We start from the raw sequence: 15,042 nt of genomic DNA, 5'->3' as shown, positions 1-15,042 counted from the left end.
CTTTTGGCTTTATAAGAGCAGTCTTTCGCTACATAGAGGTGAAGATTAATGAATTATAATGAACAGGGTATTCAAGCATTTCAAGACAAGCGCTATGAGGATGCTGCCCAACTATTTACAAAAGCGATAGAAGCAGAGCCTAATAATGCGATTGGCTATATTAATTTTGGAAATTTATTAGCTGTATTAGAGGATACTGAGCGTGCAGAGCGTTTCTTCCAAAAGGCGATTACAGTTGATGCAACAGCAGCTACTGCTTATTATGGCTTAGCTAATCTGTACTATAATGCGGAGCGCTATGCTGAGGCTGCAAAGCTTTATGAACAAGCATTAACACATCAAATTGAGGGTGCAGATGTCTATTACATGATGGGAAAATGCTTTGAGCGCATGGAAAATCCGAAATTAGCACTGCCCTATTTACAACGTGCAGTAGAGCTTGCTCCTGAGGATACACAAATTCGTTTAGCCTACGCCATTGTGCTATGTGCACTTGAAATGTTTCAGGAAGGGAAGAGGGAGCTGGATTTATTAATTGAGCAGGATTGGAATAATGCAGATGCACACTATAATTTAGGTGTTCTTTATGCAGTATCCACAGAGCAAACAGAGAACGCAATGTATCATTTAAAACAAGCCTTTACACTACAACCTGAATACGACCAAGCACGTTATATTTACGATATGATTGCCCAGCGTTTTAACTAATACATGCTTATAAAAGTAGCAAGTGTTATAAACTTGCTGCTTTTTGTTTATATATTAAAAAAGTAGAAGGCTAACTCTGATGATGGTGAAGGGCCACGATTTTTTATAAAATTTATTCTTTCCTCTTTTATTTTTGATTCAAACTTGTTAAGGTATGTCATGCAGGAAAGGAAAAGAAAAGGTGACAACATGAATAAAGTATTTATTGCACTATTACTTGTAACAGCATTAGCAGCAATTGAAGGAACGATTGTGAGTACCGCTATTCCAAGTATTACGGCTGACTTATTAGGCGTGGACTTAATAAGCTGGATTTATTCTGCTTATTTATTAGCTTCTGCGATTGCAGCGATTATTTTTGGTAAGCTAGCCGATTTATTTGGACGTAAGCGGATGATTATTATTGGTATTATTATTTTTTTAATTGGCTCTATGTTATGTGGTTTAGCCCAATCAATGGAGCAATTAATTGTCTTTCGTGCGATTCAAGGGATTGGGGCAGGCTCTATTTTACCGATTACATTAACGATGGTTGGTGAGCTATTTAAGACTGAAAAAGCACGAGCTAAAGGACAAAGCTATTTAAGTATGGTATGGGGTGTATCGGGCGTTGTCGGTCCATTATTTGGTGGCTTTATTGTTGACCAAGTGTCATGGCACTTTATCTTCTTTATTAATGTACCATTTGGCTTAGCTTCAATTTATTTAATTGTTAAGCATTACCAGGAACAGTTAGAGGCAGTGAAGCGTAAAATTGATTATTTAGGTGCGACATTATTCACTATTGGTATGGTGGCACTCTTATATGTCATTATTGATAACAGTAAAACACAGGCTTGGTTATCGAGCCAGTCACTACTCATGTTTGGCACGGCCGTTATCTTTTTAAGTATTTTTATTTGGGTGGAGCTACGAGCAGAGGAGCCCATTATTCCATTAACATTGTTTAAAAATGGTCGTCTTATGGTGATTAATGCATTAACCTTAAGTGCGATGTCTATTGTAATTGGCGTAACAGTGTATATTCCGATATTTGCGCAAAGTGTTCTTGGTAAAAACGCTACACAGGCAGGCTTATTATTAACACCCATGTCTGTTTTTTGGACGGTGAACTCCATTACAGCTGGTTATTTAATTGGACGTTTAACGAATAAACGCATTATTCAAATGGGCACGGTTTTATTAATAGTAGGAACGATTTTGCTGGCACGACTATCTGCAGGCTCTAGTGATTACAGCGTTTATATTGGCTCCTCATTAATAGGGCTTGGCATGGGCTTTATTATGCCGATGCTAATGATTTCTATTCAAAAAGTGGCTCATCCAAAGCAACTTGGTATATCCATTGGCTTAAATTCTTTTACCAACACATTTAGTCAGGCAGTTGGTGCAGCGTTATTTGGCATGATTTTCAACCTAGCAACGAGTGAAAAAATAGCTTCATTAGGAAAAGGTGAAATTCAATTAAATGGCGAATTCGCAAAAGGCGGTTTCCGCACTGAAGAAGTAAGCTTTTTAAAGGAAACCATTGCGAGTGGTGTAAGCTATGTTTATATCACAGCCTTCGCCTTTGCTATTTGTGCCCTGATTTTCTCCTTCTTTATCGCCACAAAATCTAAAGAAAGTAGATAAAGGCAAAATCCGTGTAGCTGCTGTAGGAAAAGCAAGAGCACGAGGCCTCGCTTTGGCTCGTGCTCTCCTTGCAGAAAGTAAAGCGGATTTTTAATTATTGATGAGGCGGAAGCTGTGTTAAATATTTAGCTAGATATGTTATGGGGCTATCTAGTAATGGAGGTTCAGTCTCATTTTCCTTTAAAATATTAATTTCTTTATTCAGTCGTTCCATCTTGCGGTCTAATTCAGCAGCCTGGAGAGCGGCTTCTTTTAATTCTATACGAATATGCTCAGGCACTTCCTTGTTATATTTATAATAAATTTTATGCTCCAGGCTTGCCCAAAAATCCATAGCAATTGTGCGAATTTGAATTTCTGTGTAAACCTTAGCCATACGATCAGACATAAAAATTGGTACTTTTATAATAAGATGAAGACTCTGATAACCATTTTCCTTGGGCTTGGCAATATAGTCTTTAATCTCTACAATCTCAATATCATGTTGTGCCTGTAGCATAGCACTAACTTTATAAATATCCTCTACAAAGGAACATGTAATACGAGCACCTGCTATATCACGAATATTTTCACGAATGGCTTCAAGTGATGGATGGATGCCTCTTTTCATGATTTTAGCTAAAATACTTTTGGGCGATTTCATACGTGTTGAAACATGCTCGATTGGATTATATTCATGAATCAGCTTAAATTCTTCTTGTAAAATATTAATTTTTGTTTCCACTTCCTGTAAAGCCGATTTATAGGCTAAAAAGAAGCGAGTTAGCTCTGTTTGAAATGATGCGAAAGATGCTATCTCATGTTCAGTTTTCATTTGTTATTCATCCTTTCTTCTAAGTGTATCCCTTGTTAATCTTATTGTATGTAGAGAAGTTATGAATCGCAATGAATTAGCTAATAATTGGATATTTTTGTATTCTTCAATAAGAAGAGACCTACTATATAACCGTTATAAAGGGAAAAAGGTTTCATTAAATAAAAAGAAAGCAAAGGGAACCCCTTTGCTTTAAGCAATAATTTTAGCATTTAAGTTATAACGTTTATTGAATTCATCGACAAATACTTGCAAATCAATAGATGTTTCAATATAAGGCTCTGTTTCTTGGTCACGCAGGAAGCCACACGTTGCCTTTAAGGATTTAGAAAACTCAAGCAGCATTTGCTCATTATCAAGCTGAATCTGTATAGCAAGAGAGTGATCTCTTTTATTGACCTTAAAATATTTGCCATCAATAATACGCTCTAAATTTGTTTCTTGAAAAGGAAAAACATATTCTTTGTAGATAAGATTCACAGTATCCCGCCTTCTTTACAATATTTTACTACATCTGTATACGGTAGATCTCCACCAAAAATAGAGAGGGCACTACCAATTGTGACATGAAGCCTTCCATTGGCTAAATCGTTAAACTTTGCTAAATCCTCCAATGAACGAACGCCGCCTGCATAGGTTGTGGGGATGGATGTCCAAGCAGCTAAATCACGTACTAAGCTTTCCTGCATCCCACCCTTTTTCCCTTCTACATCTACCGCATGAATCAGCAGCTCATCACAGAAGCTTTCGATATAAGCAATAGATTCAGCATTGACCTCAAAATTACTAAATTTTGTCCATTTATCGGTCATCACGAACCATTTACCATCTCGCATTTTACAGCTTAGATCAATCACAAGATGTTCCTTGCCAATGAGCTGTTGTAGTTGCTTTAAACGCGCTATATTTAGTTGACCATCATGAAAGATAAAGGAAGTAACAATTACATGTGAAGCACCTGCGTCAATATATTGTTGTGCATTGTCAGTCGTAATGCCACCACCAATTTGTAGGCCTTGAGGATAAGCGGCTAAAGCAGCTAAGGCAGCCTTCTCATTTCCTGGACCGAGCATAATAACATGTCCGCCCGTTAATTGATCATGCGCAAACATTTGGGCATAGTAACTGGCATCATGACTAGAAATAAAGTTTTCAACGACTGTTTGATCTGTATAACCTAGTGTACTTCCAACAATTTGCTTTACTTTGCCGTCGTGTAAATCAATGCAAGGTCTAAATTCCAATCATTTCACAATCCTTCCGTACAAATTCTTATTTATCTTGAGCCAGTAGAGATGTAAACCACTGCTGTATCGAGATAAAGCCTTGGTGGATGCCACACAAGATGTCATTGATTCTATCATAGCATGGAAAGAATCATAAAAGCAGAGAATTGTCATTTATCGAAATAATATAAGAATAAGAGAGCGAAAATATTTTTGATATCACTATTTTGCAAAGGCTATGGTAAAATAAAAGGATTGACAATGATACGAAAGGACGAACCCGAACATGACAGACCAATTCGATTTATTTGAGCTTAATAAGTTTTTTATACTCGGACGTCCAATTGTTTCCATCTTTCATAATGCACAAAATATGTATTCCATTGTGCGTGTGAAAATTCAAGAAACAAATTTGCAATATGAAGATAAAGAAATAATTGTTGTTGGTTATTTTCCACCACTACAAATGGATGAGCAATACCGTTTTACAGGTAACTTAAAGCAGCATCCAAAGTATGGTGTGCAATTTCAAATTGAAACATTTGCGAAGGAAGTACCAGCAACTGAACAAGGAATTATTCATTATTTATCGAGCGATTTATTTGTGGGGATTGGTAAAAAAACAGCCGAAACGATTGTTGAGAAGCTTGGTGCGAATGCATTGAGGCTGATTTTGGAGGACCCTAGTGCATTAGATATTGTACCGCGCCTATCAGCAGATAAAAAAGAGACTATTCGTAGCACCATCGAACAAAATCTCGGCTTAGAGCGTGTAATGATTCAGCTGAATGAGTGGGGGTTTGGCCCACAGCTTGGTATGAAAATTTATCAAACCTATCGTACAGAGGCAATAGAGCTACTAATGGAAAATCCATATCGCCTTATTGAGGATATTGAAGGGATTGGCTTCTTTCGAGCAGATGAGCTGGGCGCGAAATTAGGGATGACAGGCAATCATCCTGACCGTGTTAAGGCAGCTATTTTGCATATATTAAATACAGCGGCTTTATCGGATGGTCATGTTTATTTGGATGCAGAACATGTTTTACCACTTGTCAAGGATATGCTGGAGCAAAGTCAACAGCAGGAAATTCCGTTTGAGGCTATTTCACAGGCATGTATAGAGCTACGAGAAGAAAGCAAGATTTGTGGGGAGGAAACAAGGTTGTATTTGCCCTCTCTGTATTTTTCAGAGGTAGGGATTGCCTCCAAAATAGTGACCCTTATTGAACGGAATCGAAAGGCAGAGCATTTTAGTAAGGATGAAATTCGCAAAGCAATTGGTGAAACAGAGGAGCGACTGAATGTCACCTATGCAGAGACACAGGCGAATGCCATTGAGCAGGCTCTAAATTCAGCGGTAATGATTTTAACAGGTGGACCTGGTACTGGGAAAACAACGGTTGTACGTGGGATTGTTGAAGTCTATGCACAGCTTCATGGGTTATCATTAAATCCAAAGGAATATGCTCAAAAAGAACAGCCTTTTCCTATTATTCTTTGTGCCCCAACAGGACGTGCTGCTAAACGCTTGGCTGAATCAACAGAGCTTCCTGCAATGACCATCCATCGTTTACTCGGCTTTACAGGGCAAGAAAAAGAGGAAGAAACAGAGCGAGAGGTGACAGGGAAGCTCATTATTGTGGATGAGATGTCAATGGTTGATACCTGGCTTGCCCATCAACTATTAAAGGCTTTACATGAGGATGTACAGGTAGTTTTGGTTGGCGACCAAGATCAGCTTCCGCCAGTAGGTCCAGGACAGGTTCTTAAGGATTTATTGGCATCAAAACAGCTGCCAACGGTTGAATTAACAGATGTTTATAGACAAGCAGAAGGTTCAACGATTATCGAACTAGCCCATCAAATAAAAAAAGGAACGATTCCTAATAATTTAACGATGAAAACAACGGATCGTTCATTTATTAAAGCATCCGCCGATCAAGTAGCAAATGTCGTTACACAGGTGGTCAAAAGTGCTGTTGCAAAAGGGCAAGAAATTCGCAATATTCAAGTGCTTGCGCCTATGTATAAAGGACCAGCTGGTATTGACAATTTAAACAAAATGATTCAAGAGCTGATTAACCCTAATGATACAGGTACACGCAAAGAGCTCGTTTTTGGCGATACCACTTATCGCATCAAAGACAAAGTGCTACAGCTTGTCAATCAGCCTGAAAGCAATGTTTTTAATGGGGACATGGGGGAAGTTGTTAGTATTATTAAGGCGAAGGAAACAATCGAAAAGCAGGATTTACTAGTTGTATCCTTCGACGGCATTGAGGTAACGTACCAGCGTGGTGATCTCAATCAGCTAACCCTTGCCTATTGCTGCTCTATTCATAAGTCACAGGGCTCTGAATTCCAAACTGTGATTATGCCTGTTGTAAGAGGCTACTCGAAAATGCTACGCCGCAATCTGTTATATACAGGCATTACACGGGCAAAAAATTTCTTGATTTTATGTGGTGAGGCAGAGGTGCTGGCAGATGGCCTACAGCGTACAGATGATCTTCAACGTTTTACCTCCTTACGTGCACGATTAAATCCAATGGAGGTAGCTGAAGAACTAGTAGAAGTAGAGGCAGTTTCTATAGCAGATGGGGATCGTCAGGAGTCAATATCCAGTGACTATAAGCTTACCGTAGAAACCGCGCCTACTATTCATCCACTGATTGGGATGGAGCATGTATCACCTTATGATTTTTTAGAAGACTAAAGTATGTTAAATGTGAACCCGATTAGCCGTGGCTAATCGGGTTTTTGTCATAAGTCGTATGTCACCTACTATTTGAATACTTCATATACTACATGAGTACAAAAACATAGAGGTATTTAGGGGTGATAGCGTGCCAATTCGAACGGGACAGCAATATATTGATCGTATTGATGCTTTAAACACGTATATTTCGCTAGATGGGGAAATCGTGACAGGAAAGGTGTCAGAGCATCCTGCATTTAAAGGGGTTATGCAGAGTCAAGCGAAGCTCTTTGATTTACAGCATCAACAGGAGCTTCTTGAAACAATGACCTATGAATCCCCAACTAGTAAAGAGAGGGTGGGGATGTCCTTCCTTCAAGTGATAACGCCAGAGGACCTTGTGAAAAGGCGTTATGCTGCGCAAGAATGGGCTTTATCCTCTCATGGCTTTATGGGAAGAAGTCCTGATTATATGAACACAACATTAATGGCCTTAGCTTCAGCATCAGACTTTTTAAAAGATAAGCCAAACTGTTTTCCAGAGCATTTACTACAGTTTTATGATGATGCCCGTGAGCATGATTTAACAATGACACATACCTTTATAGAGCCTCAAGTAAATCGCAAGCGCTATTATATTGAGGATGAGGAAGTGACCATTGCTGCGAAAATTGTGGGAAAAACAAGTAAAGGGTTAGTAATAAAAGGGGCAAGATTGCTTGCCACACAAGGAGGTATCACAGACGAACTGCTTGTATTATCAACCAATGGCTATGATGAATGGAAGGCTTTTGGCTTTTCTATACCGAGTAATACAGCAGGTTTAAAGTTTTTATGTCGACAATCCTTTGTAGGAGGAGACTCGACCTTTGATCATCCATTAAGTGCTCGTTTTGAAGAAATGGATGCTATTGTTGTTTTTGATGATGTGATTGTCCCATGGGAACGCGTTTTTTATTATGAAAATGTAGATGTCGCAAATCATTTTATGAATGTTAGCGGCTTTCAGGCGTACACACTACACCAAGTGCTTTCTCGCCAAATTGCGAAAACAGAATTTGTGCTAGGGGTTGTACAGTCCATTATTGACACCATTCATATTGGTGATTACCAGCATGTACAACAAAAAGTAGTCGATATTATCGTGACATTAGAAACGATGAAGGCATTGCTCTTAAAATCAGAAATCGAGGCACAGCGAGATCAATTTGGCTTTGTGAGACCAGATCTTGCCACATTACAGGTCGCTATTCAAATTTTTCCGAAAGTCTATCCGACCTTTACCGAAATTATTCAATTGCTTGGCGCGAGTGGCTTAATGTCCATCCCAAGTGCACAAGCATTTGCTAAGGATGAGGGTGACCTTGCACACTACTTGCAATCATTTCAAGATGGTGGGGAGGAACGTGTTCAAAAATTCCGCTTAGCTTGGGATTTAACAATGAGTAGCTTTGGTACAAGGCAAACATTGTATGAACGCTTTTTCTTTGGTGATCCTATTCGTTTATCGAGCATCCTGTACAAAAGTTACGACAGAGGGCATTTAGTGAAGCGAGTAGAGGATTTTTTGAACCGCGATTAATTGCCTACGAATAGATAATTCATGATCATTATGCTGATTGACAGTAGAACTTATTTTTTTTATAATTTTCGATAGAGCTATAGTAAAAACGATGATGGAACAAGTACGTTTTTGTGCGTGTAGAAGAAAGGGATTTCTAGGCTGAAAAAATCCTCACAATCGCAACTACGGAAAGCTACTCCAGAGTGCAGCTAATCCCTGCCGTTCACTGACGTTACAAGTGCTAGAGAGGTAAGTATTTTTGCATGCTTACAACTAGGGTGGTACCGCGAGATTGTTACAAGTCCTCGTCCCTTTATTGGGATGAGGGCTTTTTTGCATGTCTATCGTATTTTTACAAAACATTTGAGGAGGAATTTTTTACATGAAAGCAGCAGATATTCGTCGTATGTATTTAGAGTTTTTTAAAGAAAAAGGCCATCATCATGAGCCATCAGCACCACTTGTGCCCATAAATGATCCATCATTACTGTGGATTAATTCAGGCGTTGCTACATTAAAGCCATATTTTGATGGACGTGTGATTCCTGATAATCCACGTATTACCAATGCCCAAAAATCGATTCGTACTAATGATATTGAAAACGTAGGGAAAACAGCGCGTCACCATACATTTTTTGAAATGCTAGGGAACTTTTCGATTGGTGATTACTTCAAAAAAGAAGCCATTCACTACGCTTGGGAGTTTTTAACGGATAAAAAATGGATGGGCTTTGATCCAGAGCTATTATCTATTACAATTCATCCTGAGGACCAGGAAGCCTATGATGTTTGGCATCAGGAAATTGGACTTCCAGAAGAGCGTTTAATTCGTTTGGAAGGGAATTTCTGGGATATAGGTGAGGGCCCATCTGGTCCAAACTCGGAGATTTTTTATGATCGTGGCGAAGAATATGGTTCGGATGAAAATGATCCAGAAATGTATCCTGGAGGAGAAAATGAACGTTATCTTGAAGTTTGGAACTTAGTGTTCTCGCAATTTAACCACAATCCTGATGGTACGTATACACCACTACCAAAGCAAAATATTGATACAGGTATGGGCTTAGAGCGTATCGTATCCGTTGTGCAAAATGTACCAACAAATTTTGATACTGATTTATTTATGCCGATTATTGAAAAAATCGAGGAATTTGCTAACCGCAAATATAAACGTCCTAGTGAGGTAGATTTACATGAAATCTTCGGCTCAGAGGAAGATATTAATACACCATTTAAAGTGATTGCAGACCATATTCGTACAGTAGCATTTGCAATTGGTGATGGCGCACTTCCATCAAATGAAGGTCGTGGCTATGTATTGCGCCGCTTACTACGCCGTGCTGTGCGTTATGCGAAACAAATTGGTATTGAGAAACCATTTATGTTTGAACTAGTACCAACTGTGGGTAAAATTATGGAAGACTTCTATCCAGAGGTAACAGAGAAATGCGAATTTATTCAACGTGTCATTAAAAATGAAGAAATTCGCTTCCATGAAACGTTAGACGGAGGTCTTGCTATCTTGAACGAGGTAGTTGAATCACAAAAAGCTGCTGGCCATGATTATATTCCGGGTGCAGATGCCTTCCGTTTATATGATACGTATGGCTTCCCGATTGAATTAACAGAGGAGTATGCAGAAGAAGTAGGCATGAAGGTTGATCATGAAGGCTTTGAGGTAGCAATGGAGGAACAACGTGAACGTGCGCGTGCTGCTCGTCAAGATGTCGATTCGATGCAAGTCCAAAATGAAGTATTAGCGAATTTAACGGTTGCTAGTGAATTTGTTGGCTTTGATACATTAACAGCAAATACGGAAATTGTAGCGCTAATTGTGGATGGTCAAGTAGCAAAAGTTGCTGCAGAAGGTCAAGAAGCACTTGTCATGTTAGCAAAAACACCATTTTACGCTGAAATGGGTGGGCAAATTGCTGATAGTGGGAGTATTTCCAATGATAGCTTTACAGCAGTTGTTAAAGATGTCCAAAAAGCACCAAATGGACAACCACTTCATACTGTAATCGTTGAATCTGGTGAAATGCATGTGGAAGATGCAGTCACAGCTGTTGTCAATCGTGATGACCGCAATTTAATTATTAAAAACCATACAGCGACACATATTATGCAGCGCGCATTAAAAGATGTGCTAGGTGATCACGTTAACCAAGCTGGTTCATATGTAGGACCTGATCGTTTACGTTTTGACTTCTCCCATTTTGGGCAGGTAACAAAAGAGGAATTACAGCAAATTGAACGTATTGTCAATGAAAAAGTGTGGGATGATATAGAGGTCGTAATTGAAGAAATGGGCATTGACGAAGCAAAAGCGAAGGGTGCAATGGCATTATTTGGTGAAAAATATGGCGATATTGTACGCGTTGTGTCCGTTGGAGAGTATTCAATCGAACTATGTGGTGGTATTCATGTCAAACGTTCTTCTGAAATTGGCTTCTTTAAAATTGTGTCAGAGGGTGGTATCGGTGCAGGTACGCGCCGTATCGAAGCGGTAACTGGGAAGGTGGCTTATGAAACAATAAAAGAGGAGGAGGCTTTACTAAATGATGCCGCAGCATTATTAAAAGCAAATCCGAAAGATATTGTGACGAAAGTACAGGCATTACAAACTGACTATAAAGATTTACAACGTGAAAATGAAGCACTATCTCAAAAAATTGCCAATGCTCAAGCTGGCGCAATTATTGATGCAGCCCAAACATTTGGTGATGTGACAGTGCTCGCTACAAAGGTAGAAGCGAAGGATAATAATCAATTGCGTCAAATGATGGATGATTTAAAAGTTAAAATGCCAAAAGCTGTGATTGTTCTTGGTGCGGTTGATGGCGACAAAGTGATGTTATGTGCAGGGGTAACGAAGGATTTAGTTGGTGGCAATTATCATGCAGGAAATATTGTGAAAATGGTGGCTGAAGCTTGCGGTGGTAAAGGTGGCGGTCGTCCAGATATGGCGATGGCAGGTGCAAAAGATGCATCAAAACTTGATGAAGCACTACTTTCTGTGTATGATTATGTTAAATCCATTTAATTAATTCACCAAAACATGTTATAATAAAGAGAAATTGGAGATGAGCTTGTTCGCACATCTCCTTATTTCTGAAAGCGAGGTGCTGGTCATGAGTTCATTTGATCAAACGATGAAATTTAATTTTCCAGAAGAATCAATGGAACAGGAAGTCAAGCAGGTAATGTTGAAAGTACATTCTTCATTAGAGGAAAAGGGATATAACCCTATCAATCAGATTGTTGGTTACTTACTTTCTGGTGATCCGGCGTATATTCCTCGCCATCAGGATGCTCGTAATTTAATTCGCAAGCTTGAACGTGACGAAATTCTTGAAGAGCTTGTTAAATTTTATATTAAAAAGAATAACGAGGACTAGCAATGAGAATTATGGGATTAGACGTTGGGTCAAAAACTGTTGGCGTTGCTGTAAGTGATGCGCTAGGTTGGACTGCCCAAGGTATTGAAACCGTAAAAATTGATGAAGCTAACGGAGAATTCGGCATTGAACGTATAGCCCAGTTAGTAAAGGAGTATGCTATTACAGAGTTTGTAGTAGGATATCCTAAAAACATGAACAATACGGTTGGACCGCGTGGAGAGGCTTCTGAACACTATAAAAAGCTATTAGAAGAACATTTTTCTCTACCGGTTACATTATGGGATGAACGTTTAACAACAATGGCAGCTGAACGTATGCTAATTGAAGCGGACGTGAGTCGCAAAAAGCGTAAGCAGGTCATTGATAAAATGGCGGCTGTGATGATTTTACAAGGCTACTTAGATAGCAAAAATTAATTGATGAGGTGACAATGCATGGCACACGAGCATAACCATGAAGAAGAATTACATGTTCAACACATTACAGTGATTGACGAGAACGGAAATGAGCAGCTTTGTGAAGTAATTCACGTTCATGAATCTCCAGAGTTTGGCAAATCATATGTATTCTACTCAATGGTAGGCGCAGAAGAAGATGAGGATGGCTCAGTTGAAATTTTTGTATCTTCATTTGTACCCTCTGAAAATGGTGAAGATGGTGAATTAGCGCCAATCGAAACTGAAGCAGAGTGGGATATGGTAGAGGACGTTTTAAACGCTTTAGAGGATGAAAACGAAGACTAATCTTCTAACTCAAAGCTTGGAACAAGGATCGCAGCTTGCAGTCCTTGTTCCTTTTTTCGTTTCTGCTCAATGCTGGCGTAAAAGTGAACAAAAAAGGAGAGTTCGCTCAATAACGGTATAAGAGTGATCAAAAAATAGAAGAAACTGCTCAATAATGGTATGAGAGTGATCAAAAAAAAGAGAATCCGCTCAATAATAGCATAAAAGAGACGTAACTACTTAATAATTATCATACAAGGAGAAATTTATATGAATGAAGAAACACAAAAATTTACAATAGTTGGGAAAGATGGTATGGAGCAATATTGTCGTGTTGTGTTGACATTTGATGCTGAGGAAAAATCATATGTCTTATTCTCAATTTTGGATGAACATGGTGAAGAAATTCCAGAAGATCTTTCTGCTATGACATTTGATTATGATGACAATACTGGGGAAATGATAAATTTACAAGCTGTTGAAACAGACTTAGAGTGGGAAATGATTAATGAGGTAGTGTTAGCACTTCTCGATGAATTTGAGGAAGAGCCACAGCTAATTACTGTGACAGGTGAAGATGGCAGAGATCAAGTTTGTGAGGTGATTCATACGTTTTCATCCGAGCAATTTAGCAAATCGTATGTTTTATATGTGCCTGCAACGGATGAGCCGATAGAAGAACGTGAGATCTTTGCTGCACAATATATCGCTGGAACAAATGGACATATTGAAGAGCTATTGCCGATTGAGTCGGATGAAGAGTGGGAATTTGTCGAAGAAGTAGTAAACACTTTATAGTTTGAACGAATTCTATAAAAGCTTGGAAATCTGCTAACGAAAGTCGTTGGCAGATTTTTTACATATGCAATTTCTCCTGAATTGTCGATTTCTGTTTGTCGTGAAAGTTGATTTCTAGTATGATATTGGATAGTGATAGGGGGGAAACCCGTGGATAACGGTTCAAAAAAACAAGAAATGTTTGCAAAAATGCAAGAAAAAAAATCTGAGGTAAAAATTGTGAGAAAAATCGTTGCAATTACTGCTATTGTCTTTGTGCTAATTATAGGAATCGGTGGCTTAATTGGCTACAATTATGTTAAAGGTGCATTAAAGCCGCTAGATCCTGATGCCACAAAAACAATTGCAGTTGAAGTACCAATTGGTTCTGGTTTAAGCTCTATTTCCACACTATTAGAGGAAAAAGGTGTTATTAAGGATGCACGTGTCTTTAAATATTATGCAAAATTTAAAAATGAATCACAATTCCAAGCAGGGAATTATGATTTAACACAAGCAATGACATTTGATGAGCTCATTGAAAGTCTGAAAACAGGGAAAGTATATCGCAAGCCTGTCTTTACGATGACAATTCCTGAAGGCTTAACACTTGAACAAATTGGACAAATTATTGAAAAGAAAACACCATATACACAGCAGGAATTTATGGATTTAGTGACAAGTGATACATTTGTTCAACAAATGATGGCCAATTACCCTGAGCTTGTAACAGAGGCTGTGTTAGCTGACAACATTCGCTATGATTTAGAGGGCTATTTATACCCAGCAACCTACTCTTATTATGAAGAAAAGCCATCCTTAGAGGCCATCGTAGAGGAAATGGTAGCAGCTATGAATAATGTGGTGAAAAATTACAGTGATGTTTTAGCAGAAAAACAAATGTCTGTGCATCAGCTATTAACATTTGCTTCATTGCTGGAAGAAGAGGCGACTGCTCAAACAGATCGAGAAACAATCGCAAGCGTCTTCTACAACCGAATAAATACAGATATGCCATTACAAACAGACCCAACGGTTTTATATGCACTTGGTGATCATAAAGATCGTGTCCTATATGAAGATTTAGAAGTGGATAATGCCTACAACACATATAAAAATAAAGGCTTACCACCTGGCCCTATAGCAGGCGCTGGTAAAACGTCGATTGAGGCAACATTAAATCCAAGTGACACAGAGTACTTCTACTTCTTGGCAGATAAAGAGGGTGTCAACCACTTCTCAAAAACATATGATGAGCATTTACAGAAGGTTGAAAAATATTTACGCCAAGCAGAGTAAGCACAAACGTATAGCATGATGATATGGATAGAAGGAAAGAAAAATAGCTTTCCTTCTATTTTCGTGCTATTATAAAGTGTGATTTTTGGTCAATCCGCATTCTATGTGAAATAAATATGCGTGGTGGCAATTGTTTAAGCACATTTAAAGCAATTGCTTATTTTTGTATGGGTAAGTACCAAGACTTTATGTTTGGTC

The 15,042-nt window shown here is 38.7% G+C and carries 13 protein-coding genes; 10 read left to right on the top strand and 3 right to left on the bottom strand.

Features of this window, described 5'->3' with window-relative positions; translation table 11 throughout:
* The first annotated feature begins 48 nt into the window (after positions 1-48).
* Together ADM90_RS17790 and ADM90_RS17785 are read left to right on the top strand one after the other, a co-directional pair.
* Positions 49-708: a tetratricopeptide repeat protein gene (locus tag ADM90_RS17790; RefSeq protein ID WP_053996255.1), complete on the top strand. Its 660-nt coding sequence runs from the start codon at positions 49-51 to the stop codon at positions 706-708.
* A gap of 189 nt (positions 709-897) precedes the next feature.
* Complete coding sequence (locus tag ADM90_RS17785) at positions 898-2,340, top strand: DHA2 family efflux MFS transporter permease subunit (protein ID WP_053996254.1); 1,443 nt, start codon at positions 898-900, stop codon at positions 2,338-2,340.
* Positions 2,341-2,434: 94 nt separating this feature from the next.
* On the opposite strand, the gene ADM90_RS17780 is transcribed toward ADM90_RS17785, so the two are convergent.
* The 3 genes from ADM90_RS17780 to hisA form a co-directional block, all read right to left on the bottom strand.
* On the bottom strand, positions 2,435-3,154 hold the full coding sequence (locus tag ADM90_RS17780; RefSeq protein ID WP_053996253.1) for a GTP pyrophosphokinase: 720 nt from the start codon (positions 3,152-3,154) through the stop codon (positions 2,435-2,437).
* A gap of 192 nt (positions 3,155-3,346) precedes the next feature.
* A complete protein-coding gene (locus tag ADM90_RS17775) occupies positions 3,347-3,634 on the bottom strand; it encodes a hypothetical protein (RefSeq protein ID WP_053996252.1) in 288 nt (95 codons plus the stop codon).
* Positions 3,631-4,398: a phosphoribosylformimino-5-aminoimidazole carboxamide ribotide isomerase gene (gene hisA / locus ADM90_RS17770; RefSeq protein WP_053996251.1), complete on the bottom strand. Its 768-nt coding sequence runs from the start codon at positions 4,396-4,398 to the stop codon at positions 3,631-3,633. Before hisA ends, ADM90_RS17775 begins: the two co-directional genes overlap by 4 nt.
* A gap of 268 nt (positions 4,399-4,666) precedes the next feature.
* On the opposite strand from hisA, the gene recD2 reads away from it, so the two are divergent.
* From recD2 to mltG, 8 genes are all read left to right on the top strand, one after another.
* Complete coding sequence (recD2, locus tag ADM90_RS17765) at positions 4,667-7,099, top strand: SF1B family DNA helicase RecD2 (RefSeq protein ID WP_053996250.1); 2,433 nt, start codon at positions 4,667-4,669, stop codon at positions 7,097-7,099.
* 130 nt (positions 7,100-7,229) lie between these two features.
* Entirely contained in the window at positions 7,230-8,663 is a 1,434-nt protein-coding gene (gene hpaB, locus ADM90_RS17760; protein WP_053996249.1) for a 4-hydroxyphenylacetate 3-monooxygenase, oxygenase component, read from the top strand.
* Positions 8,664-9,027: 364 nt separating this feature from the next.
* Entirely contained in the window at positions 9,028-11,688 is a 2,661-nt protein-coding gene (gene alaS / locus ADM90_RS17755; protein ID WP_053996248.1) for an alanine--tRNA ligase, read from the top strand.
* An 88-nt stretch (positions 11,689-11,776) separates the two neighbouring features.
* The gene (locus ADM90_RS17750; RefSeq protein WP_004226839.1) at positions 11,777-12,043 is read left to right on the top strand and encodes an IreB family regulatory phosphoprotein; all 267 of its coding nucleotides are present in this window, start codon (positions 11,777-11,779) and stop codon (positions 12,041-12,043) included.
* Between the two features lie 2 nt (positions 12,044-12,045).
* Positions 12,046-12,462 (top strand): Holliday junction resolvase RuvX, encoded by a 417-nt coding sequence (ruvX, locus tag ADM90_RS17745; protein WP_053996247.1) that lies wholly within the window; start codon positions 12,046-12,048, stop codon positions 12,460-12,462.
* 18 nt (positions 12,463-12,480) lie between these two features.
* Positions 12,481-12,789 carry a DUF1292 domain-containing protein gene (locus tag ADM90_RS17740; protein ID WP_053996246.1) on the top strand — a complete coding sequence of 103 codons (309 nt, stop codon included), beginning with the start codon at positions 12,481-12,483 and terminating at the stop codon, positions 12,787-12,789.
* 249 nt (positions 12,790-13,038) lie between these two features.
* Positions 13,039-13,566, top strand: a complete 528-nt coding sequence (locus tag ADM90_RS17735) for a DUF1292 domain-containing protein (protein ID WP_053996245.1) — start codon at positions 13,039-13,041, stop codon at positions 13,564-13,566.
* Between the two features lie 150 nt (positions 13,567-13,716).
* Positions 13,717-14,844: an endolytic transglycosylase MltG gene (gene mltG / locus ADM90_RS17730; RefSeq protein ID WP_053996244.1), complete on the top strand. Its 1,128-nt coding sequence runs from the start codon at positions 13,717-13,719 to the stop codon at positions 14,842-14,844.
* Positions 14,845-15,042 lie beyond the last annotated feature (198 nt).

Origin of the sequence: Lysinibacillus macroides, from assembly GCF_001281525.1 — a bacterium.
GTDB classification, from domain to species: domain Bacteria; phylum Bacillota; class Bacilli; order Bacillales_A; family Planococcaceae; genus Lysinibacillus; species Lysinibacillus macroides.
This window is presented reverse-complemented; position numbering and strand designations above follow the sequence as displayed.

Bases quoted from the DNA above. Each gene is read 5' to 3' on its own strand.
- ruvX (WP_053996247.1), top strand. From the start codon at position 12,046: ATGAGAATTATGGGATTAGACGTTGGGTCAAAAACTGTTGGCGTTGCT.
- ADM90_RS17785 (WP_053996254.1), top strand. From the start codon at position 898: ATGAATAAAGTATTTATTGCACTATTACTTGTAACAGCATTAGCAGCA.
- ADM90_RS17780 (WP_053996253.1), bottom strand. From the start codon at position 3,154: ATGAAAACTGAACATGAGATAGCATCTTTCGCATCATTTCAAACAGAG.
- alaS (WP_053996248.1), top strand. From the start codon at position 9,028: ATGAAAGCAGCAGATATTCGTCGTATGTATTTAGAGTTTTTTAAAGAA.
- ADM90_RS17740 (WP_053996246.1), top strand. From the start codon at position 12,481: ATGGCACACGAGCATAACCATGAAGAAGAATTACATGTTCAACACATT.
- ADM90_RS17790 (WP_053996255.1), top strand. From the start codon at position 49: ATGAATTATAATGAACAGGGTATTCAAGCATTTCAAGACAAGCGCTAT.
- ADM90_RS17750 (WP_004226839.1), top strand. From the start codon at position 11,777: ATGAGTTCATTTGATCAAACGATGAAATTTAATTTTCCAGAAGAATCA.
- ADM90_RS17735 (WP_053996245.1), top strand. From the start codon at position 13,039: ATGAATGAAGAAACACAAAAATTTACAATAGTTGGGAAAGATGGTATG.
- recD2 (WP_053996250.1), top strand. From the start codon at position 4,667: ATGACAGACCAATTCGATTTATTTGAGCTTAATAAGTTTTTTATACTC.